22 protein-coding genes and 4 pseudogenes are annotated in these 23489 nt (G+C 38.2%); 23 read left to right on the plus strand and 3 right to left on the minus strand.

What is annotated here, in order from left to right; genetic code table 11:
* Nucleotides 1-65: 65 nt before the first annotated feature.
* The gene (gene cwlC / locus NYE56_RS08860; protein ID WP_341283729.1) at nt 66-827 is read right to left on the minus strand and encodes a sporulation-specific N-acetylmuramoyl-L-alanine amidase; all 762 of its coding nucleotides are present in this window, start codon (nt 825-827) and stop codon (nt 66-68) included.
* Between the two features lie 626 nt (nt 828-1453).
* On the opposite strand from cwlC, the gene spoVK reads away from it, so the two are divergent.
* The 20 genes and pseudogenes from spoVK (at nt 1454) to xynB (ending at nt 17680) form a co-directional block, all read left to right on the plus strand.
* Nucleotides 1454-2422: a stage V sporulation protein K gene (gene spoVK, locus NYE56_RS08865; protein WP_003231746.1), complete on the plus strand. Its 969-nt coding sequence runs from the start codon at nt 1454-1456 to the stop codon at nt 2420-2422.
* A 132-nt stretch (nt 2423-2554) separates the two neighbouring features.
* Complete coding sequence (gene hflX, locus NYE56_RS08870) at nt 2555-3817, plus strand: GTPase HflX (RefSeq protein WP_268555180.1); 1263 nt, start codon at nt 2555-2557, stop codon at nt 3815-3817.
* Between the two features lie 17 nt (nt 3818-3834).
* Nucleotides 3835-5100: a methionine gamma-lyase family protein gene (locus NYE56_RS08875; RefSeq protein WP_341283730.1), complete on the plus strand. Its 1266-nt coding sequence runs from the start codon at nt 3835-3837 to the stop codon at nt 5098-5100.
* Between the two features lie 109 nt (nt 5101-5209).
* Nucleotides 5210-5617, plus strand: a complete 408-nt coding sequence (gene glnR, locus NYE56_RS08880) for a transcriptional repressor GlnR (RefSeq protein WP_014476884.1) — start codon at nt 5210-5212, stop codon at nt 5615-5617.
* 58 nt (nt 5618-5675) lie between these two features.
* Nucleotides 5676-7010, plus strand: a complete 1335-nt coding sequence (gene glnA / locus NYE56_RS08885; RefSeq protein WP_003231737.1) for a type I glutamate--ammonia ligase — start codon at nt 5676-5678, stop codon at nt 7008-7010.
* A gap of 147 nt (nt 7011-7157) precedes the next feature.
* Nucleotides 7158-7421, plus strand: a pseudogene (locus tag NYE56_RS08890) (toxin); the annotation flags it as partial.
* A gap of 130 nt (nt 7422-7551) precedes the next feature.
* Nucleotides 7552-7803 (plus strand): SunI/YnzG family protein, encoded by a 252-nt coding sequence (locus NYE56_RS08895; RefSeq protein ID WP_014479887.1) that lies wholly within the window; start codon nt 7552-7554, stop codon nt 7801-7803.
* 183 nt (nt 7804-7986) lie between these two features.
* Entirely contained in the window at nt 7987-8421 is a 435-nt protein-coding gene (locus NYE56_RS08900; RefSeq protein WP_341284390.1) for an SMI1/KNR4 family protein, read from the plus strand.
* Nucleotides 8422-8490: 69 nt separating this feature from the next.
* Complete coding sequence (locus NYE56_RS08905; protein ID WP_445684725.1) at nt 8491-8703, plus strand: DUF7225 domain-containing protein; 213 nt, start codon at nt 8491-8493, stop codon at nt 8701-8703.
* A gap of 40 nt (nt 8704-8743) precedes the next feature.
* Nucleotides 8744-9280, plus strand: coding sequence for a GNAT family N-acetyltransferase (locus NYE56_RS08910; RefSeq protein ID WP_134157196.1), 537 nt, complete (start codon nt 8744-8746; stop codon nt 9278-9280).
* Between the two features lie 78 nt (nt 9281-9358).
* Nucleotides 9359-10255 (plus strand): annotated as a pseudogene (locus tag NYE56_RS08915) (CPBP family intramembrane glutamic endopeptidase).
* Nucleotides 10256-10343: 88 nt separating this feature from the next.
* A complete protein-coding gene (locus tag NYE56_RS08920; protein WP_015713980.1) occupies nt 10344-10724 on the plus strand; it encodes a UPF0715 family protein in 381 nt (126 codons plus the stop codon).
* Between the two features lie 540 nt (nt 10725-11264).
* Nucleotides 11265-11495: a helix-turn-helix domain-containing protein gene (locus NYE56_RS08925; protein WP_003231687.1), complete on the plus strand. Its 231-nt coding sequence runs from the start codon at nt 11265-11267 to the stop codon at nt 11493-11495.
* Nucleotides 11492-12130 carry a DUF3885 domain-containing protein gene (locus NYE56_RS08930; protein ID WP_341283731.1) on the plus strand — a complete coding sequence of 213 codons (639 nt, stop codon included), beginning with the start codon at nt 11492-11494 and terminating at the stop codon, nt 12128-12130. The genes NYE56_RS08925 and NYE56_RS08930 overlap by 4 nt, the downstream gene beginning before the upstream one ends.
* Before the next feature lie 166 nt (nt 12131-12296).
* On the plus strand, nt 12297-12593 hold the full coding sequence (locus NYE56_RS08935) for a hypothetical protein (RefSeq protein WP_341283732.1): 297 nt from the start codon (nt 12297-12299) through the stop codon (nt 12591-12593).
* 42 nt (nt 12594-12635) lie between these two features.
* Nucleotides 12636-12911 carry a hypothetical protein gene (locus NYE56_RS08940; RefSeq protein WP_341283733.1) on the plus strand — a complete coding sequence of 92 codons (276 nt, stop codon included), beginning with the start codon at nt 12636-12638 and terminating at the stop codon, nt 12909-12911.
* Between the two features lie 112 nt (nt 12912-13023).
* Nucleotides 13024-13188, plus strand: coding sequence for a hypothetical protein (locus NYE56_RS08945; RefSeq protein ID WP_042975851.1), 165 nt, complete (start codon nt 13024-13026; stop codon nt 13186-13188).
* A gap of 135 nt (nt 13189-13323) precedes the next feature.
* Nucleotides 13324-13793, plus strand: a pseudogene (locus NYE56_RS08950) (hypothetical protein).
* 863 nt (nt 13794-14656) lie between these two features.
* Nucleotides 14657-16048 (plus strand): MFS transporter, encoded by a 1392-nt coding sequence (locus NYE56_RS08955; protein ID WP_341283734.1) that lies wholly within the window; start codon nt 14657-14659, stop codon nt 16046-16048.
* A 30-nt stretch (nt 16049-16078) separates the two neighbouring features.
* On the plus strand, nt 16079-17680 hold the full coding sequence (gene xynB, locus NYE56_RS08960) for a xylan 1,4-beta-xylosidase (RefSeq protein WP_341283735.1): 1602 nt from the start codon (nt 16079-16081) through the stop codon (nt 17678-17680).
* A 136-nt stretch (nt 17681-17816) separates the two neighbouring features.
* On the opposite strand, the gene xylR is transcribed toward xynB, so the two are convergent.
* Complete coding sequence (xylR, locus tag NYE56_RS08965) at nt 17817-18971, minus strand: transcriptional repressor XylR (RefSeq protein ID WP_341283736.1); 1155 nt, start codon at nt 18969-18971, stop codon at nt 17817-17819.
* 243 nt (nt 18972-19214) lie between these two features.
* Between xylR and xylA the strand changes: the two genes are divergently transcribed.
* From xylA to NYE56_RS08980, 3 genes and pseudogenes are all read left to right on the plus strand, one after another.
* On the plus strand, nt 19215-20552 hold the full coding sequence (gene xylA, locus NYE56_RS08970; RefSeq protein WP_341283737.1) for a xylose isomerase: 1338 nt from the start codon (nt 19215-19217) through the stop codon (nt 20550-20552).
* Nucleotides 20553-20702: 150 nt separating this feature from the next.
* The gene (xylB, locus tag NYE56_RS08975) at nt 20703-22202 is read left to right on the plus strand and encodes a xylulokinase (RefSeq protein ID WP_341283738.1); all 1500 of its coding nucleotides are present in this window, start codon (nt 20703-20705) and stop codon (nt 22200-22202) included.
* 104 nt (nt 22203-22306) lie between these two features.
* A pseudogene (locus NYE56_RS08980) lies at nt 22307-22472 on the plus strand (glycoside hydrolase family 11 protein); the annotation flags it as partial.
* A gap of 213 nt (nt 22473-22685) precedes the next feature.
* Here the strand turns inward: NYE56_RS08980 and yncB are convergent.
* Entirely contained in the window at nt 22686-23321 is a 636-nt protein-coding gene (gene yncB, locus NYE56_RS08985) for an endonuclease YncB (RefSeq protein WP_341283739.1), read from the minus strand.
* Nucleotides 23322-23489: the final 168 nt, after the last annotated feature.

Below are 23489 nucleotides of genomic sequence, written 5' to 3' on the forward strand. Positions count from 1 at the left end.
ACCCGGTTTCTCGCGATGAGGAGCCGGGTTTTTTTATGAGACGCTCGTCCCCGTCTCGGATATGATTATAGGATCACAATAGCGTCAAAGCCGGCATTTTTCGCTCTGGCAGCGAGGGTGTCTGCATTGTCTTTGGATGAAAATGCGCCAATCTGCACTTTGTATAATCCGTCCTTTAAAAGGACAATCGAGTCAAAACCTTTGGCTTCGGCTTTACTTGCGAGCGAGTCGGCATTCGCTTTGACTTTAAATGCGCCGATTTGAACCTTATATAACCCTGAGCTGGACGTTTTTTTTAGGTTGAAGACTTGCTCCAGCCCGTTTGCATGTCCTCTCGCTAAGCTTTGAATAAAACTGCTCGTTTTCAGCTTATTTGCATCGGCAACGGTATCAATGAAACCGTTCTCGGTCAAGAGGGCAGGCATTGCCGACTCCCTTAGGACGTGGAAGTTCGCTGTTTTTTTGCCGCGATCGGCAAAGTCGACAGCTTGTATCACTTCAGAGTGAATTGTCGATTGATAAGTCGTCGTCGGGGCTCCTACACCTGGATAAATATAGCTTTCAAAACCTGTGCCTCCCCCGGAATTAACGTGAATGGACAAAAAGAAATCTGCTCCCCAGTTATTTGCGGCATTTGTCCGGTCGTTTAAGCTGACATATTGGTCGCTTGTCCGGCTCAGCAGCAAAGAAACGCCTTCATATTCATTAGTTAATATCGTACGTAAGGCTAAAGCGATTTGCAGGGTTAACGTTTTTTCCTGAAGGCCATTACCTGTTGCGCCTGGATCAGACCCGCCATGGCCAGGATCAATAAAAATTTTAACCATTTTTCATCACCTCATTACAGGATATGAAAAAACACGGCTTCTGCTTGTACGATTATCATTCAACTGAAAAATGAGGAAATAACCCTTTCACATCCGGAAATTATTTCTCGGGAAAGCGCACAATTCAACATGAAGCGACAACAGATACGGTCCGACATGAAATATGTGCATACGCCATATGTTTGTATGTACTATGGGTTCGGTTAACCTGCACTGATTCCTGCTGGTTCATATTAAATCAAGCATTTGAAACGTAAATTGATGAGAAAAGCTCCTTTCATTAAAGACACCACTTTATAAATCGAAAAAAAGGAAAACACTTCAGGTATCTTAGGGTGGGTAATACGCTTCGTACAAAAAATAGCCCGTTGTATGAAAAAAGGATTGGCGAATGGAGAAAATAATGAAAAAGAAGTTCACCATAATACTCTGACAAGATGATTAAAAACAAAATCTCATGGTTTGTCCACCCCATGTCCGTGAATACAATAAGAAATAAAGTATTTCTCGGGAAAGCGCAGGATTCCTTATTGTTCCCGAAAAAAGCAATTGTTTCGACACATGATAGGCGTTTGTCACAATCGGCATCCGCTTGAATATCATATAGAGAGAACAGAGAGGTGAAGATGTTGGAGCGCGCTGTGACTTATAAAAACAACGGACAGATCAACATTATTCTGAACGGGCAAAAGCAGGTGCTGACGAATGCTGAGGCAGAGGCGGAATATCAGGCTGCATTGCAAAAAAACGAAGCAAAGCACGGCATTTTGAAGGAAATCGAAAAAGAGATGAGCGCATTAGTTGGGATGGAGGAAATGAAACGCAACATCAAGGAAATATACGCCTGGATTTTTGTGAACCAAAAACGCGCGGAGCAAGGCTTGAAGGTTGGAAAGCAAGCGCTGCACATGATGTTTAAAGGGAATCCGGGAACGGGAAAAACGACGGTTGCACGGCTCATCGGCAAGCTGTTCTTTGAAATGAATGTCCTGTCAAAAGGCCACTTAATAGAAGCGGAGCGGGCTGACCTGGTCGGGGAGTATATCGGACACACCGCCCAGAAGACGAGAGATTTAATCAAAAAGTCATTAGGTGGCATTTTGTTTATAGACGAAGCCTACTCGCTGGCAAGAGGCGGCGAAAAGGACTTTGGGAAAGAAGCGATCGACACACTTGTAAAGCATATGGAAGACAAACAGCATGAGTTTATTTTGATACTCGCCGGATATTCACGGGAAATGGATCATTTTCTCTCGTTAAATCCCGGACTCCAATCAAGATTTCCCATCTCCATTGATTTTCCGGATTACTCTGTGACCCAGCTCATGGAGATTGCGAAACGAATGATCGATGAAAGGGAATACCAGCTCAGTCAAGAAGCTGAATGGAAATTGAAAGATTACTTAATGACAGTGAAAAGCACGACAAGTCCCATTAAATTCAGCAATGGACGTTTTGTCAGAAATGTGATCGAAAAATCGATCAGAGCACAAGCCATGAGGCTTTTAATGGGAGACCAATACTTAAAAAGCGACTTGATGACCATCAAAAGCCAAGATCTTTCCATTAAAGAAGAAGCATCTGGATCTGCATAGACCTCTCAGTTTTTGAGAGGTCTGTTTTTTGCTCGTATTTCCGCTTTTCAAAGCAATCGATTTGTGGTATACACATGCAGGGTTTGGTATGATAATACTACTGCCCAATATGCAAAAGAAAGGAACATCCATTTGAACGAACAAGAAACGATTCAGGAGAAAGCCATTTTAGTCGGATGTCAGCTGCCGCATATCACGGATGAGCATTTTGAAAATTCTATGGAAGAGCTAGCATCTCTGACAAAAACAGCAGACGGAAAAGTACTGACCAGCGTCACACAAAAACGGAACAGGGCTGACGCCGCTACATATATAGGAAAAGGGAAGGTAGAAGAGCTGAAGGCACTGGTGGAAGAGCTTGAAGCTGATCTCCTCATCTTTAATGATGAACTGTCGCCAAGTCAGCTGAAGTCATTGGCAACAGCAATTGAAGTGAAGATGATTGACCGCACGCAATTGATATTAGATATTTTTGCAAAGCGGGCGAGAACGAGAGAAGGCAAACTTCAAATTGAGCTGGCTCAGCTGCAATATGCACTGCCGCGTCTGACGGGACAAGGGATCAATCTCTCCCGGCAAGGCGGAGGAATTGGGGCAAGAGGTCCCGGAGAAACGAAATTGGAAACCGACCGCCGCCATATCAGAAATCGCATTCATGAAATCAACACACAGCTTTCCACGGTCATTCGCCATAGAAGCCGATACCGTGAAAGAAGAAAGAAAAACGGTGTGCTTCAAATTGCGCTTGTCGGCTATACAAACGCAGGGAAATCAACATGGTTCAACCGCCTGACGAGTGCTGACAGCTATGAAGAAGACCTCCTGTTTGCCACGCTCGATCCGATGACCAGAAAAATGGTCCTGCCAAGCGGCTACAGTGTTCTTCTATCAGATACAGTAGGATTTATTCAGGATCTTCCGACGACATTGATTGCTGCATTCCGCTCAACGCTTGAGGAAGTAAAAGAAGCGGATTTGATTCTGCATTTAATTGATTCTTCAAATGAGGATTATGCGGGACATGAAAAAACAGTGCTTCGGCTGCTTGAGGAGCTTGAAGCAGATGATATCCCGATGCTGACGGCTTACAATAAACGTGATCAAAAACTGCCTGATTTTATACCGTCCGCCGGAAGGGATCACATTATGGTCAGTGCGAAATTTGAGGACGACGCTGAAATCTTTAAAGAAGCGATTCAGCGCTATTTGCGCCAAGAACTGTTAACGTCTTTTGAAGCACATGTGCCGGCAAGTGAAGGGAAGCTCCTTTCCAGAATCAAATCGGAAACGATGGTAGACTGCTTCTATTTTAATGAAGAAAATGAACAGTATGACATATCCGGCTATGTCCAAGAAGAGCAAAGTATCATCGGTGAATTAAAGAAGTATATGTAGGAAGGAAATATAAAGACATGTTTGACACATTAACACACGGAGAATTATTGAAGAAAACGGCAATGGAAGTGGAAGCGGACATTGCCGGCATTCATAAACAAATAGAAGAAATCAGCGAGCGAAATGAGTGGAGAGTGCTTCAGAGCTATAGAAAACACAAAGTAAGCGACACTCATTTCACGCCGTCTACTGGATACGGCTATGATGATATCGGAAGAGACACGCTTGAAAGCATATATGCGGATGTGTTTGGCGGAGAAGCGGGGCTTGTAAGGCCGCAAATCATTTCAGGCACACATGCCATCTCGATTGCTTTGTTCGGTGTCCTCAGACCGGGGGACGAGCTCCTTTATATCACGGGCAAGCCGTATGATACGCTAGAGGAAATTGTGGGCGTCAGGGGTGGAGAAAACGCTGGATCGTTAAAGGATTTTCAAATCGGCTATAATGCGGTTGATCTGACGAAAGACGGAAAGATAAACTATGATGCAGTCGCAGCTGCGATCAATCCGAAGACCAAAGTAATCGGCATTCAGCGCTCAAAAGGATATGCGAATCGCCCTTCTTTCTTAATTAGTGAAATAAAAGAAATGATCCGTTTTGTAAAAGAAATCAATGAAAACCTGATCGTCTTTGTAGACAACTGTTACGGAGAATTTGTGGAAGAGCTTGAGCCTTGCCATGTCGGAGCCGATCTGATGGCGGGATCTCTCATTAAAAATCCCGGCGGCGGCCTTGCGAAAACAGGCGGCTACCTCGTCGGAAAAGCGAAATGGATTGAAGCTTGCTCATACCGTATGACGTCACCTGGCATCGGCAGAGAAGCGGGGGCATCTCTTTACTCGCTCCAAGAAATGTACCAAGGCTTCTTTTTGGCGCCTCACGTTGTGTCTCAAAGTTTAAAGGGAGCGGTGTTTACAGCGAGATTCCTTGAAAAACTCGGCTTCACTTCAAACCCGAAATGGGATGCAAAAAGAACGGATTTAATACAATCCGTTGAGTTTTCTGACAGAGAAAAGATGATTGCCTTTTGCCAGGCTATTCAATATGCATCGCCAATCAATGCTCATGTGACGCCTTATCCAGCCTACATGCCGGGATACGAGGATGATGTCATTATGGCAGCAGGCACGTTTATTCAAGGCGCAAGCATCGAATTATCAGCTGATGGCCCTATCCGCCCGCCGTATGTAGCGTATGTTCAGGGAGGATTAACCTATTCGCATGTGAAGAATGCCATATGCAGTGCAGTGGATTCATTGATGGAAAAGCAATTAATTTAAATTTTTTAAAAATTTCTCTGTATTTGATGTTAAGAATCCTTACATCGTATTGACACAAAATATAACATCACCTATAATGAAACTAAGTTAAGAAAAGGAGGAAATTGAGATGAGTGATAATATTCGCCGCTCAATGCCTTTATTTCCAATAGGAATTGTCATGCAGTTAACTGAGTTATCAGCAAGACAAATTCGATATTATGAGGAAAATGGACTGATATTTCCAGCCAGAAGTGAAGGGAATAGACGATTATTTTCATTTCATGATGTAGATAAACTGTTAGAAATCAAGCACCTGATAGAACAAGGTGTAAACATGGCAGGAATTAAACAGATTCTGGCGAAAGCCGAAGCCGAGCCAGAGCAAAAACAAAGCGAGAAGACGAAAAAACCAATGAAACATGATCTGTCCGATGACGAACTGAGACAGCTCCTGAAAAACGAGCTCATGCAAGCCGGCCGTTTTCAAAGAGGGAATACATTCCGTCAAGGCGACATGTCCCGCTTCTTTCATTAATCCGTTAGCAACTGTTTTGCTATATACATTTACCTTTTAAGAGGAGGAATTTTACCAAATGGCAAAGTACACTAGAGAAGATATCGAAAAATTAGTAAAAGAAGAAAACGTGAAGTATATCCGCCTTCAATTTACTGACATTCTTGGAACAATCAAGAATGTTGAGATTCCTGTAAGCCAGCTTGGAAAAGCGCTTGATAATAAAGTCATGTTTGACGGTTCTTCTATTGAGGGATTCGTTCGTATTGAAGAGTCAGACATGTACCTGTATCCAGATCTAAATACATTTGTTATCTTCCCATGGACAGCTGAAAAAGGTAAAGTAGCACGTTTCATCTGTGATATTTACAATCCGGATGGCACACCTTTCGAAGGTGACCCGCGAAACAACTTAAAACGGATTCTGAAAGAAATGGAAGACCTCGGCTTCAGTGATTTTAACCTTGGACCTGAGCCTGAATTCTTCTTATTCAAATTGGACGAAAAAGGCGAGCCGACGCTTGAACTAAACGACAAAGGCGGATATTTCGACTTAGCTCCAACTGATTTAGGAGAAAACTGCCGCCGCGATATCGTACTTGAGCTTGAAGAGATGGGCTTTGAAATCGAAGCGTCTCACCACGAAGTAGCACCTGGTCAGCACGAAATCGACTTTAAATATGCTGGAGCAGTCCGCTCTTGTGATGACATCCAAACATTTAAACTAGTTGTCAAAACAATTGCCCGTAAACACGGCCTGCATGCGACATTTATGCCAAAACCATTGTTCGGTGTGAACGGTTCAGGTATGCACTGCAATCTATCACTCTTCAAAAATGGTGTTAACGCATTCTTTGACGAAAACGCAGACCTTCAGTTAAGTGAAACAGCGAAACACTTTATTGCAGGTATCGTGAAGCACGCAACAAGCTTTACAGCAGTAACAAACCCGACAGTAAACTCTTACAAACGTCTTGTTCCTGGCTATGAAGCACCTTGTTATGTAGCATGGAGCGCGCAAAACAGAAGCCCGCTTATCCGTATCCCGGCTTCTCGCGGCATCAGCACACGTGTTGAAGTACGCAGCGTAGACCCAGCTGCAAACCCATACCTTGCACTTAGCGTATTGCTTGCTGCAGGATTAGACGGAATCAAAAACAAACTGGAAGCACCGGCTCCAATCGACCGCAACATCTATGTGATGAGCAAAGAAGAGCGCATGGAAAACGGAATCGTTGACCTTCCAGCAACACTTGCGGAAGCGCTAGAAGAATTCAAATCAAACGAAGTCATGGTCAAAGCGCTGGGCGAGCACCTATTCGAACACTTCATCGAAGCAAAAGAAATCGAATGGGATATGTTCCGCACGCAAGTACATCCTTGGGAACGCGAACAGTATATGTCTCAGTATTAATCTCTCAATCCCTTGGCACTATTGGTGTCAGGGCCTTTATTTGGTTTTATTGTATCTGAAATATTAGAGTGTTCTGATATACAATCAGTTAAACAACAAATTGATCATTTTCTGAATATGTTAAACAATATAGATGCACAACTTTCATTAGAAGTAAAAGTTTTGGGGATGCTTCACAGTATCAATATAGACTTGGTTAATGTAATAGTCCAAGCAGAAAAGTCTAAGGAGTTTATAGGACAAATCGAAGGCATCTGGTATTCTATAGCAAATCAATTTTATTCACTCGCCCAAGGGTTTGAGAATGAGGATATCAATAAGCTTTCTACGGATCTTGATCATGCTGTCGCCACTTGGGAAGCTGTTGCTAATAAAGCAAAAGAGTTTGTAACAAATTCATACCAAGGGTAAAAGAAAAATAAGGGCCTGAAAGGGCTCTTTTGCTTATAGTCATAATTCCCGTAAGTATTACTTTTTGGATTTATTAAATTTTAAAGCGTGTTTGTTTCACTGAATTCATAGTCAAAAGGGGAATGTTTTTATGCTTGGAATCAACGTTGAAAAATCAAATGAAAACTTAATTATCAATTGGCAGCTATCCAAAATTGAAATTCCAATCAAAGAAATCAATGATGTATTTCTTGATCCAAACTATGGGGGAGAGGAGAAAAGCGCAGTAAGGATTGGGTTTCCTTATGGCTCAACAGATAGGGTAGTAATTAAAACAGCATATAACACTTACATTTTGTTCACCACTAATCCTGCTTTAATTATGAGTAAAATTGTTTCTTAATAAACAGTTTATGTCCCTTTTAAATTTATCTTAATGTTCTGTGTGGTAAAATTTAGTGAGATGATTTAAGGAGGAGGAGCATTTATGGAAGAAGGAAAGTTAGTTCACATGACATTAGATGGTATTAAGAAAGCAGTTACTAAATATGGTACATTTCCTGTGTTCCATCATGGGGGGTATGTCTTGGAAGATGCTACTTTTCATTTCAAAAATCCAGCAACTCCTCAAGAAATTAGCGGCTTAGAAAAGAAATTAGGTGTTACTTTTCCTAATGACTTTAAAGAGTTTTTGTTACAACACAATGGGATGGAAATGTTTGATGGCATTGAAATACTTAGCTTAGAGGGAATCATTGAATATAATGAGGTTCAAGATTTCCCAGAGGGATACTTATTAATAGGATATCATTTTGATGGAAGGTATGTCATAGACACAAACAAATCAAAAAAAAGATTAGGTTATATGTTATATCTAGACTCAATAGACGATATTGAAGATGCGATTAACTTAAATTCTAATTTCGAGATATGGTTTGATATGCTAGTGTCTTCTAATGGAACGAAATATTGGGAAGTAAATCCGAATCTCCAAGAGTATTATAAACTGGTTTCAGAATAACACTTCGGCAAAAGAAAAAATTATGATTAATTTCAACAACCAAAGAATCTGCAATTTGAGGGAAGTATAATGACAATTTACGAGCAAATTAAAGATGCTTTGAAAAATAAGATCAATGAGTTGGTTTCACCTCAAGAAGTAAAGAAAACCCTTCAAGAAAAATACGGAACTAATCCGGATAGCATTATTTTACCAGATTATTGTTATAACCGGTTTCTAGCAAGAGGCAATATTGTTAATAAGGATAGTCATTTAAAGAGGTTATTGTTGTCTTCATATTGAAATAAAGATTAAGTATATTTGAGGGGAGTTAGTTACTTTAATGCACATAACAACAAAAAGGTTATTGATACGTGAATTTGAATTCAAAGATTGGCAGGCTGTATATGAGTATACATCTGATAGTAATGTAATGAAGTATATACCTGAAGGGGTTTTTACTGAAGAAGATGCAAAGGCATTTGTAAATAAAAACAAAGGTGATAACGCTGAAAAATTCCCTGTCATACTAAGAGATGAAGACTGTCTTATAGGCCATATTGTTTTTTATAAGTATTTTGGTGAACATACATATGAAATTGGGTGGGTGTTTAATCCCAATTATCAAAATAAAGGGTATGCTTCTGAGGCAGCCCAAGCTATCTTGGAATATGGATTTAAAGAAATGAACTTACATAGGATTATAGCTACGTGTCAACCTGAGAATATTCCCTCATACCGAGTTATGGAGAAGATTGGAATGAGAAGAGAAGGCTTTTTTAAAAAATGTATTCCGAAAGGCAATGAATGGTGGGATGAATATTATTACGCTATTTTAGAGGAAGAGTGGAATTGTAAGAGGGGTAATGCAGGAAATTGAAACCATAACAGCTATAGAACGTATAGTGATAGTAGGGCTTATAGTGCTTAATATGAATGATGTGAGAGGGGTATCCAAATGCAAATTCATCTCACCAAAAGCGGAAAACAAGACAATCATCATAAATGGTTAGGAACTGTCTTGCTCAGTTGGGGAACATTCGTATTTGCTTTGTTTTTTGCTACTTTAGTCGGTTCAATGGCTAGCCAAGCAGGAGCTTCCAAGCTTTTGAAGCAAGGCATCCAAGCAGGTTTAGTCACATTAATAACTGTCCCGTTGCTCTACATTCTTCTTAAACGGATGTCTAGTAGACCCTTTTATTCTATAGGACTGTCTGGGTGGCGGCAAGCCATTCCGAAAGCCATAAAGCAATATATGTGATTGTATTATCCGGGTCTGGTTTCGCTATCGCCCATTTATTAGGCTGGATCAAAATTACACAATTTCACTTCTCTGTCCATTTAGTGACAGCATTGCTATTAAATATGATTATCGCTTTCTTTTATGAAGCTTTTCCAGAGGAATTAACTTTTCGGGGGACGGTGTTATGCTCTAAATAAGCGTTGGAACTGTTTTATGGCCTTACTCCTACAGCCGATCCTGTTTGTGCTTGCACCAATAACTGTAAGTGGCTTGCAATATATAGTTGGAATTGAATCATCTGCTATCACATTAGATTACATTGTTTTATTGTTGGGTTTTGGATTCATCCTTCAACTCCTGCGTATTGTAACAGGAAGCTTATGGACGTCTATCGCTTTTCATCTGGCCTTTCTCGAAAATTCTCGGTTCTTCGTCCTGCAGGGAGAGAAGCGCTTTATTACCTATGAAGAAATTGTTCCGGGAACAAGTGCGCTGTTTGTGATCTTTTTTATGTTGCTTATTGTCGGTACTCTACTATTAATACCTGTTGCAATAACTCGCCGAAATACTATTCAATGGCGGAAGAATGAGAAATGCGACCAAGATGTTTAATTTCTAAGTAGAACAGTAGTTTTAAAGTGATTTTAAAGAGGATCTAGACAATGTTGAAGAAGCATTCATTTAGAAAGAGGTTATAAACATGCAAGTTTTAAGGATCATATTTGTTCATGTCTTGTCCGCGTTATCAGCTGCTGTTGTTTATGTTTTTGGCATTGGTTATGACGGCTACATACCATACTTCCTAATAAGTGTTCTTCTCTTTATCTTTTATTTAATCTTTGCTGCACCTGTTCAATATTTCTTAAATCGCAATCCAAAAAGGTTTAACACGAAATATTTACTCATATACATATTCTTTTCCTTCTTAGTATGGTTATTCTTCGCTTTCATTACTGATCCAAAAAACACCTTAAACTTTCTGATGGGATATGAAATTTACTTGTTTAGCGTCTCATTTGCTGTAATATTTTGGATCTGGGACTCGGTTTTCCTGCAAAACATTGGGAGGGTAGCAGCGTAGCTTAAATCATCACAATCCTTTTCCTTATGCACGGTCAAAAATCCCTTTCATTTACTGAATTAAGCCATAAATGGGTAAAGGGAGAGAGGGATGAAAAGGGTTAATCGTTTAACTTTGGTTTGCTTAGGCTTAGTCTCAAGTTTTAATCTTCCGAATGCTGAAGCAAAGCTAACGGTGGATTAAACAAATGTAGACTTTGTTTTGATCGACCGGAATTTTGACCTCACTTGGTTATAAATTCACTTACACAATAATAAAGACTGTACTCTAAATATGAAACTTAGCAGAATAGCTCTAACTGATGGATATTTTCAAGGAGCGAGAAAGAATTCCAGGAAGTTATTTGGACTACAGTGCAGCAGACCGAGTAGAAGGTGATCAGTTGGAAATAACAAAAAGTCCAGGCTGCGGCGATGTGTGGATAAAAGGTACTTATGGATTTGAACATGAAGAGCGGGATTATTAAATTCAGCGAGGTCAAGGATCCATATAAACTTAATGATCATTTTAAGTGATCAAAAATAACTAAAAGGTGAGAATATGATTAAATCAAAGTTAAAAACGATTATAGACCAAAGAAAGATCAGTATCCGGAAACTTTCCAGAGATATTGATCATGAGTATCCAACTGTCAGAAAGCTATATAATAACGAAATGGAGCGGTATCCGAGAGAGCTGTTTGATAAAGTCTGGCCCTATCAAAACATCGAACTGCATGAGTTGTTGATATTCCAAAAAGATCATATTCCTAAAGTGAGAATGTCTAAATGAAGATAATGGAGTATATGGAGGAAAGGTTTCAAAACCTCGAATTCATTCCTAGCATCTATAATCAATGGGGCATAGGAATCCATTTTTGTCTTGGGGAAAATATCTATCAACTCAAAGAGAAAGAAGAATTGAATCTTAAGAGGTTCCAAGTTGTATATGAGCAAATAACAATCATTTTTAATGAATTATTTGAACAAAACGATGACATATTCCTTGTGACGAATATGTATAAGCACAAGAAAGAGAAATGTATAAGAAAATTAAAGGTCTATCAACCGTTTCTAAAGTGTAAAAATCATTTGAATCAAATTCTGGTGAAGACATATCCCTACCCTTTCGAAATAGATAAAACTGAAGAATACAAGATGCAACAATTTTCCTTGTTATGCAAACCTCGAGACTTACGTGTAACTGAATTACTTAAAGCAGCCAGTAATGAAGATTTTCCATTGAAACCGAAATTCGGAGGCTATTCTATTGATTACCCTGATGTTTTCTTTGTGAACATTACAAAAGACATTATTTTCTTTATCTATGATGACCGTGGATGTGAAGTCATAGCTCTTGATTTCAAACGAATACGTCCACTTTATGAAAAATATCACGACTGGGTAGAAGAGTATAAATGCATGTAATACTCTTTTATAAAACGATTTATATCAGGAAAGGCAGAATTAGATTATGGAGGCCTTACATACAAGATGTAAACGGTTATTGAAACTAAGAAATTTAGAATTTTTTCAGTTGGTATTATGTGATGATGAGAGATCTGCATTTTTATAAGTACTTGATGAAAGGTTAGTGGATTTTGATTCTCAAGGTGGAAACCATATTAGTGTTTATTTAGTTACTCACTTTGAGTTATCTGATCAATCGTATAAAGATGTATTAAGCTTTAATGATGATCTTTTGGGTATGAAGCATAGCTGTTCGTATGCAATGGATATTCTAAGCGTTAAAGAGGAACTTGATTTCGATTTCCCATTTAATATGCTTGCAATAAAAAGCTACGTACAAGAATTAATAAAAATGTTAGGGATTGATATAACTCTGCCTGAAATGAAAGAAAGAGATTTTGACAAACTTTCTCAAGACTAAATAAAACTACGATTTTAATGAGAACGGAGACTTGCTTTCAATATGAATGTTAAAAAAGCTGCAGCTATTTTTTCAATCACGATTCCAATTATCTCAGCTATCTTAATTATTAATTTTTTTACGGGAGTTATGTCAATTCCATGGCAAGGAATGCCGGTGTTTTTTCCATTATTACTTTCTCCTATAGGAATCATTTTAGCGTTCGTTTCAATGAAGACAAATAAACGGTGTGCTGTATATGGGATTGTCTTAAATGCAATTATGTTTCCCTTTCCTTTTTTCTGGTTTATCGGAGGGACTTTGTTATTTGGAGTTTAAAATCCATTAGGCATTACGCTTATACATTGGTATTTTCGAGCTTGTCAAAAGAAGGAATAAAAAATTTTCAGAATTGCTTGGCTTTACTTTATGTTGAAAGGGGTCGAGTAAGGTGAATAGGAAAAAGGATGAAATACAAAGAAAATATAGGGAACAAATGAGGGAGAAGAAAGAACGAGAAAAAGAAGATGGCAGTTCACATACTTTTGAAATTGTTGTTGTGCTAGCCATTATCATTTTGATGTTTTTCTTTAATTCAGTTTTCAAGGCTTTTTAGATATTGTACAGATGACTTTCAGGATGTTTGAAAAAATAACCCTTTGAGATATATACCACATGAAAGTATGGACTTATGAAAATTCAAGAGCCAGTTGAATCTTAAAAATTAATCACCAAATAATGGGTATGGAAAATGAAATTGTATAATGAATTTATCAATATAGCTAAAACGTTTAATAAAGAGTTAGACATAATTCCATTATTATATGGATCTTTAGGTCTTGAAAAGGTAACTGGGTTAGACTTTTCTCCAGAAGATATTGATCTCCTTATTCCTTTATTTTTTTAGAGGAAAAGTGGGAAAAACTAAAAAAAGTGATGGAACTGCATGGATACAAAATGGTTGATTTACATGAGCATGAATTTAAGAAAACTAATACAAAAATAGGCATTGCTTACATTGAGGATTTAAAACCATTTGCAGATGTAGACTATAATAACCTAGAGGTTTTTGAAGATGGCGGAGCGAAATATCATTTGCTAACGATTGATGATTACCTCAAGATTTATAAAAAGTCTTTATTAGATGGTTATAGAAGAAGGAAGAAGAATCATAAAGACCAAAGTAAAATTAACATATTGAATAAATTAATACGGAATTAATTTCTGTATTCTCTTTTGGTTTCCAGTCTCAATTAAAATTTTTAAGATTAAAATAAGTTTGAAAGGATAAATCATAGTGTTTAACACAGCCATTAATCCTCAGACAGTCAAATAGCCATTTCTACTCCGGTTAAAAGCTTCTCAATTTTTGCTTCTTATTTATCTTTCCTGTATTGATATATGTATGTAGGGTTAGACTTATAACATAAACTATTCTGCCATTCCTGTTCTTTCAATTCATGACCGGGCTTGCCATCAGCATAAATCTAGGCTAACAGTCTCCATACATCCTGTGATCACCTTTATCAAACTCTTAAATGCAACTTACCACTAACCAATTCCTTATTTCGCATAGATCATCTTTGTCATGTGTTTACACAAGAATCTGTTTTGGACTAATCGTCGTTAACTGATACATGACATTCGCAAATATTTGAGACACTGAATATAACGAAACAGTCAAAAATCAATATTTAATTCATTCTGTTTAAACTTTCTGAAAAAGATGTTGAAAAAGTTGAAAGGATTTTATAATATTAAGTCAAGTTAGTTTGTTCGGTCAACAAACTAATAAGATGAACTTTCATTATCCACAAGATAAGGTCTTACTGAATATGGATGGAAGGGGGATAAGAGGATCGATTTAATGGAGCTAAACAATATAAGAAACGAAAGAATGAGGCTTTTATCCTTCCAGGTATATAAGGTATGACGAAAAAAGATGAATTTTTTGCTTGCTGATCACCATATTTTTTTGCACTGTTTTGAAAGCGCTTTTATAAAAGTTTACTGACCGTACATTCGAGAAATTGTTATACCGTTTCACACTGTTCCATATTAAAGGATCGAAAAGGGGAGAAATCATGCTCAGTGAAAATGTAAAGAAGATTAGCATGGTTGAAAAAGTTGGATATGCGTCTGGAGATTTTGCTTGTAATTTAATTTATGCAACAGTGTCTACGTATCTTTTGTTCTTCTATACAGATGTTTTTGGTTTATCGGCAGCAGCAGCCGGTACTATGTTTTTAGTGATTAGAATAATCGACGCTCTCGCTGATCCTTTTATCGGAACAATAGTTGACAGAACGAACAGCAGATTTGGACGCTTTAGACCGTATCTTTTATTCGGAGCTTTTCCATTTGTCATACTGGCAATACTCTGTTTTACAACACCAGACTTTTCGGATATGGGGAAATTAATATATGCCTATATAACCTATGTTGGCTTGTCGCTTACATACACAACGATAAACGTTCCATATGGCGCGTTAACTTCTGCAATGACTAGAAATAATCAAGAAGTTGTTAGTATAACTTCTGTTCGCATGTTATTTGCGAATCTTGGGGGACTTGTCGTTGCATTTTTTGTTCCCTTACTGGCTGCTTATTTAAGCGATACTTCCGGCAACGAGTCTCTTGGCTGGCAATTAACCATGGGTATTTTGGGAATGATAGGCGGGTGCCTTTTAATCTTTTGTTTTAAAAGCACAAAAGAGCGGGTCACTCTTCAAAAATCCGAAGAAAAAATTAAATTTACGGATATATTTGAGCAGTTTCGTGTTAATCGTCCACTTGTTGTATTAAGTATTTTCTTTATTATTATTTTTGGAGTGAATTCCATCAGTAATTCGGTTGGCATTTATTACGTAACGTATAACTTAGAAAGAGAGGATCTGGTGAAGTGGTACGGTTTGATAGGAAGTTTGCCCGCTTTGGTCATTTTACCGTTTATTCCAAGGCTTCATCAATTTTTGGGGAAGAAGAAATTACTAAACTATGCATTATTACTGAATATGATCGGCCTCTTAGCTTTACTGTTTGTTCCGCCAAGTAATGTTTTCCTCATACTCTTCTTTCGATTAATTGCTGCTGCTGGAAGTCTCACTGCCGGGGGATATATGTGGGCGCTTATTCCTGAAACAATAGAATATGGAGAGTACAGGACTGGAAAAAGAATGGGTGGGCTCATTTACGCTATAATCGGATTTTTCTTTAAGTTTGGTATGGCCTTAGGAGGAGTTGTTCCGGGTCTGGTTCTTGATAAGTTTGGATATGTGGCAAATCAGGCACAAACCCCGGCGGCATTAACAGGGATTTTAATTACAACAACCATTATACCCGTGTTCTTGCTGGTTCTAGCTTTAATTGATATTAATTTCTATAACTTAGATGAGAAAAAATATAAAAACATGGTTCGGGAATTAGAAAATAGAGACAAAGTTTATTTGGATCATATTGATGATTTCAAGGCTTAAAAAAGAAAATAAACTGAGGAGGAGTCCCAAATGAAGATTACCAATCCCGTACTTAAAGGATTCAATCCTGATCCAAGTATTTGTAGGGCAGGAGAGGATTATTATATCGCTGTATCTACATTTGAGTGGTTTCCGGGAGTCCAGATACACCACTCAAAAGATTTAGTAAATTGGCACTTAGTTGCACATCCATTACAGAGAGTTTCACAATTAGACATGAAAGGAAATCCAAATTCAGGTGGGGTTTGGGCACCATGTTTAAGCTATAGTGATGGGAAGTTTTGGCTGATCTATACGGATGTTAAGGTAGTAGATGGCGCATGGAAAGATTGTCACAATTATTTAGTTACTTGTGAAACGATTAATGGTGATTGGAGTGAGCCGATTACATTAAATAGCTCGGGGTTTGATGCTTCTTTGTTCCATGATACGGATGGAAAAAAGTATTTATTAAATATGTTATGGGATCACCGTATTGATCGGCACTCATTTGGAGGAATTGTTATACAGGAATATTCTGATAAAGAGCAAAAATTAATCGGTAAACCAAAAGTTATATTTGAAGGAACTGATAGAAAACTGACAGAAGCTCCGCACCTTTATCATATCGGGAACTATTATTATTTATTAACTGCAGAAGGAGGAACACGGTACGAACATGCTGCTACAATTGCCCGTTCTGCAAATATTGAGGGGCCATATGAAGTTCATCCCGATAATCCAATTTTAACGTCATGGCATGACCCAGGAAATCCATTGCAAAAATGTGGTCATGCATCCATTGTTCAAACACATACAGATGAGTGGTATTTAGCTCATTTAACGGGACGTCCTATTCATCCTGACGATGATTCAATTTTTCAGCAGAGAGGATACTGTCCTTTGGGCAGAGAAACAGCTATTCAAAAACTTTACTGGAAAGATGAATGGCCCTATGTAGTAGGTGGAAAAGAAGGAAGCTTGGAGGTAGATGCACCTTCTATACCCGAAACAATATTTGAAGCAACGTACCCGGAAGTTGATGAATTTGAGGATTCAACATTAAATATAAATTTTCAAACTTTAAGGATTCCATTCACGAATGAATTAGGTTCATTGACTCAAGCGCCAAATCATTTACGATTATTCGGTCATGAATCATTGACCTCGACATTTACTCAGGCATTTGTAGCCAGACGCTGGCAAAGTCTCCATTTTGAAGCCGAAACTGCTGTTGAGTTTTATCCGGAAAATTTTCAACAAGCCGCTGGATTGGTGAACTATTACAATACAGAGAACTGGACGGCTCTTCAAGTCACGCATGATGAAGAACTTGGCCGCATTCTTGAATTAACAATATGTGACAACTTTTCTTTTACACAGCCATTACACAATAAAATTGTTATTCCTCGTGAAGTAAAGTATGTATATTTAAGAGTAAATATTGAAAAGGACAAATATTATTATTTCTATTCTTTTAACAAAGAAGATTGGCACAAAATTGACATTGCACTGGAATCGAAAAAATTATCAGATGATTACATCCGTGGGGGAGGATTCTTCACAGGGGCCTTTGTAGGGATGCAATGCCAAGATACCAGTGGTAATCATATTCCGGCCGACTTTAGATATTTTCGTTATAAAGAAAAATAATTTGCACATGAAAAAGGAGATTTCTATTTTAGAACTCCTTTTTCATATGAGAAGGTGCCTATATCAATATTGCTTCAGAAATACTCCTAGAATAAAAAAGCTCATCTTTAAAGATGAGCTGTACATTCCATTAAAATTACATTGTAACCATGTCCAGAAAATGATCAATCACAATGGAGGACATTCCTAATGCCGGCGCATTCTGTCCTAAGGAAGATGGCAATAATTCATAGCTATTGCCTAATTGGGAATAAACCCTTGACGATACTTCACTTCTCATTGAATTTAAAACCATAGGATGCGATTCAATTATGCTATTTCTTAAAATTACGGCTTGTGGGTTGAAAGTATTTAGAATATTGGTAAGGCCTATTCCTAAATAGAATCCAAAATTTTGTAATGCATTTAAGGTTCCGATATCATTCAGATGGGCGAGGTTTATGATATCTTGATAGGACAGTTTTTTCTCTTTGGTCTGAAGAGATTTTAATAAAGCCTTCTCTGAAGCATACAATTCCCAGCATCCTCGGTTTCCGCAACTGCATTTAGGACCATTAAAGTCTATTGTCATATGTCCCATTTCTCCAGAGAAGCCGCTTACTCCTCTATATAAATGATTGTTGATAATAACACCGATCCCTATTCCTGTGCTGATACTTACGTAAATAATGTTATCGTGATTTTTTGCAGCTCCAAATACTTTTTCTCCATATGCGCCAGCATTTGCCTCATTTTCAATAAAAACAGGCACATTGTACTTCTCTTGTATAGAAGATTTTAAGTCAATATCTCTCCAGTTGGAGTTCGGAGTGAAAACAATTTTTTGATCTTTATCAATGAGTCCAGGCACGCAAATACCTATACCAATAAGCCCGTACGGAGATTGGGGCATTTGCGTAATAAAGTGATGAATCATATCAATCAAAATGTCTTTCGTTATTTCTGGAGAATTGGATTTCAAATGGCGGTATTGATCAAGAACGATCGTTCCTTCAAGGTCTGTTAAAATGCCATTGATATAATCCACACCAACATCTATTCCTACGGAGTATCCTGCCTTTTTATTAAAAACAAGCATGACAGGTCTTCTTCCGCCACTTGATTGTCCTTGACCTATTTCAAATACCAGATTTTCTTTCATTAACGTGTTTACCTGTGATGAAACAGTTGATTTATTTAATCCAGTCATTTCAGATAATTTTGCTCTTGAAATAGGTGAATTTTTAAGGATTTCTTTTAATAATAACTTTTGATTTACTTTTTTGACAAAGGTTTGATCAGCGATATCCACTTCATCCACTCCATTTGTTTAATCTTTAAATTAAGTATGAACATAGTACATAGCGAATCTTCCCTTTATTATATCTAATCTGTGTTCATAAAAAACTAAAAAAAATATTGAAAATACTGATGAGGTTATATAAGATGAAAATAAGTTAGTTTGTTTAAACAACAAACTAATAGGTAATGTACTTACTATATGAAATAAAATGCATCTGTATTTGAATGAATTTATTTTTAAGGGGGAAATCACATGGCTCAATCTCATTCCAGTTCAATCAACTATTTTGGAAGCGTAAACAAAGTGGTTTACGAAGGGAAAGATTCGACTAATCCTTTAGCATTTAAATATTATAATCCTCAAGAAGTAATCGGCGGAAAAACGATGAAAGAGCATTTGCGATTTTCTATTGCCTATTGGCATACATTTACCGCTGATGGAACAGACGTTTTTGGAGCAGCTACGATGCAAAGACCATGGGATCACTATAAAGGCAAGGATCTAGCGAAGGTGAGAGTAGAAGCAGCATTTGAGATGTTTGAAAAACTAGATGCACCATTCTTTGCTTTTCATGACCGGGATATTGCACCAGAAGGCAGTACGCTAAAAGAGACAAACCAAAATTTAGATATGATCGTGGGCATGATTAAAGATTACATGAAAAATAGCGGCGTTAAGCTATTATGGAATACCGCAAACATGTTTACGAATCCCCGTTTCGTCCATGGTGCCGCGACTTCTTGTAATGCAGATGTGTTTGCGTATGCTGCAGCACAAGTGAAAAAAGGGTTAGAAACAGCAAAAGAGCTTGGTGCCGAGAACTATGTATTTTGGGGCGGCCGTGAAGGATATGAAACATTATTAAATACCGATTTAAAATTTGAGCTTGATAATTTGGCTAGATTTATGCATATGGCAGTGGATTATGCGAAGGAAATCGGGTACACAGGGCAGTTTTTGATTGAGCCAAAACCAAAAGAGCCGACCACCCATCAATACGATACAGATGCAGCAACAACCATTGCCTTTTTGAAGCAATATGGCTTAGACAATCATTTTAAATTAAATCTTGAAGCCAATCATGCCACATTAGCCGGGCATACATTCGAACATGAATTACGCATGGCAAGAGTACATGGTCTGCTTGGCTCTGTTGACGCAAACCAGGGTCATCCTCTTTTAGGCTGGGACACGGATGAATTTCCGACGGATTTATATTCTACGACATTAGCAATGTACGAAATCCTGCAAAATGGCGGCCTTGGAAGCGGCGGATTAAACTTTGATGCGAAGGTCAGAAGATCTTCTTTCGAGCCTGATGATCTAATATATGCCCATATTGCAGGGATGGATGCATTTGCAAGAGGATTGAAAGTTGCCCACAAATTAATCGAAGATCGTGTGTTTGAAGATGTGATTCAACATCGTTACCGCAGCTTTACTGAAGGGATTGGTCTTGAAATTATAGAAGGAAGAGCTAATTTCCACACACTTGAGCAATATGCGCTAAATCATAAATTAATTAAAAACGAATCTGGAAGACAGGAGAAATTAAAAGCGATATTGAACCAATACATTTTAGAAGTATAACAGGATAAGCTCCAGATCCTGCTATCAATACCAAGTCACTGAATTACCCGTCATGATTCCTTTCCTATTGCTTGTTGTTATGACGGGTAACTTCTATAATTAGGATTTATTTAGAGTGAATGGTTTTTTAAAAGGGCAAGGAGTGAAAAAATGAAGTATGTCATTGGAATAGATCTTGGAACGAGTGCTGTTAAAACCATTTTAGTTAATCAAAACGGCAAGGTTTGTGCAGAAACGTCCAAAAGGTATCCGCTCATCCAAGAGAAGGTGGGATATAGTGAGCAAAATCCTGAGGTCTGGGTACAGCAAACAATTGAAGCATTGGCTGAATTGGTTTCTATATCCAATGTTCAAGCCAAGGATATTGACGGGATAAGCTATTCGGGACAAATGCATGGATTAGTACTGCTTGACAAAGATCGTCAGGTGTTACGTAATGCAATTCTTTGGAATGATACCAGAACAACGTCTCAATGTATAAGGATGACCGAGAAATTTGGCGATCATCTTCTTGATATCACAAAAAACCGTGTTTTAGAAGGGTTTACATTAACTAAAATGTTATGGGTAAAGGAACATGAACCTGAACTTTTTAAAAAAACTGCTGTGTTTTTGCTTCCGAAAGACTACGTGCGATTCCGTATGACCGGTGCCATTCACACCGAATACTCCGATGCAGCAGGAACTTTACTTTTACATATTACTCGCAAGGAGTGGAGCAATGATATTTGCAATCAAATTGGTATTTCTGCAGATATTTGTCCTCCGCTTGTTGAATCTCATGATTGTGTAGGATCGCTGCTTCCGCACGTTGCCGCGAAGACCGGGCTATTAGAAAAAACAAAAGTGTACGCTGGGGGAGCAGATAATGCTTGCGGCGCTATTGGAGCAGGTATCCTTTCTTCCGGAAAAACTTTATGCAGTGTTGGGACGTCAGGGGTCATACTTTCCTACGAAGAAGAAAAAGAAAGAGACTTTAAAGGGAAAGTCCACTTTTTTAATCATGGAAAAAAGGATTCTTTTTATACGATGGGCGTCACGCTCGCTGCAGGTTACAGCTTGGATTGGTTTAAAAGAACGTTTGCACCAAACGAATCGTTTGAGCAATTATTGCATGGGGTGGAAGCTATTCCGATAGGAGCCAATGGACTGCTATACACTCCTTATTTGGTTGGTGAAAGAACGCCGCATGCTGATTCTTCTATTCGGGGAAGCTTGATCGGAATGGATGGAGCCCACAATAGAAAGCACTTTTTGAGGGCAATAATGGAAGGTATCACATTCTCTTTACATGAATCAATTGAGCTATTCCGCGAAGCGGGAAAATCAGTTCATACTGTTGTTTCTATTGGTGGAGGAGCTAAAAATGATACGTGGCTGCAAATGCAAGCTGATATTTTCAATGCGAGGGTGATTAAGTTAGAAAATGAACAAGGGCCAGCTATGGGAGCTGCAATGCTGGCTGCCTTTGGAAGCGGTTGGTTTGAATCCCTTGAAGAATGTGCAGAGCAGTTCATTCGTGAGACTGCTGCATTTTATCCAAAGGCGCAAAATGTTCAAAAATATAAAACACTATTTGATTTGTATAAGAACATTTATACTCACACAAAGGATCTCAATACAGCTTTGAAGAGCTTTCGAAAAAACTAATGATGTTATTGTCCGGAGATCAACCGAAAAACAATTAATGATCAATCATCATCAAAGGCCTTTGATGACATGGCTGCCTTCTTTTGAAAAGATGGTGAGAATAAGGTATCGCAACCTTTAAACAGTATTGGAGTGTCCAGCAGACAAAACGAACGAGCGGAACCGTATTCTGTCAGCGAACACTTCAAGAAGTGGGGAAGCTTAAGAATGCCAATGGGTAAGATGTATGAAACCGCGCTAACGACGGTAGAGGGATCTCTTGATTTATGATGAAATAGGAAGGATGTTTACACACAAATAACCCCTCACATTGACGTGAAGGGGTGTTTTTTATTGTTACTATACAGCGGGAATTTTACAGGCTAGTTGCATGATTTTAGCTTGATAAGCAGAATGGAAACTAGACACGCCATCATCTCTTTCTAATTCTTTGGAAACTGCATTCTGCTAGGTTTGCTGCTTTTTTTAACAAACAGTGTTTTTCTATTTCACACAGCCATTAAATCCTCTGTTCGTCACATAACCGCTCTTACTCCAAATTGACAGTTTACCTGATTTTGCTTCCTGCTCATCTAGTCTGAATTGGTCTATGTATTTTGTGTTAGGCTCATATACATATGCTACTCTGGCCAATCCCTCTTTCAATAATGTCTCTTGAACAGATTTGCCGTCAACATAAACGTATGCTAACAGTCTTCCATACTTATCTCTGCGATCGCCTTTATCAAATTCCAGCTGTAGCTTACCGCTGTTGACCAATTCTTTATTTCGTTTCGACGCATCCTCACCGTATGGTTGAACACAAGAATTTGGTTTCTTCGTCTCAGGTGTATCAACGAGCAAGTAGCGAACTGTGTCTTTCTTTCCGTTGTAAATAACCTTAATCGTATCTCCATCTATTGCTCTATCTAATGTAACATTGACCAATTTCTTCTGCTTTTTGGAATGAGGCGTGCCGGCCTTTTGTTCTGTCTGATTATATTCATTAGATTGAGTATCTTGAGAGACTTGCTCCGTCCCGTTAGAATCTGAATGGTTTTTGGCTGCGTGATTTGATCCGCAAGCTGCCAAAGTAATACTTAAAACGATTGCGATCATACTGATCAAAATCTTCTTCATATTGATTCCCTCTTTATCATTTTCTGTTTTTGCGATTAAACATCATCATTATAACGATATGGACATTTTTTGTGAATGGAAAACTTCAAGGGAACTTATAACACTCCAAATTGCCAATAGTTAACTTCACAACGAGATGATCAAAACATCACCATCACATAGCGGAAA

Source organism: Bacillus sp. FSL R5-0603 (assembly GCF_038050295.1).
GTDB classification, from domain to species: domain Bacteria; phylum Bacillota; class Bacilli; order Bacillales; family Bacillaceae; genus Bacillus; species Bacillus subtilis.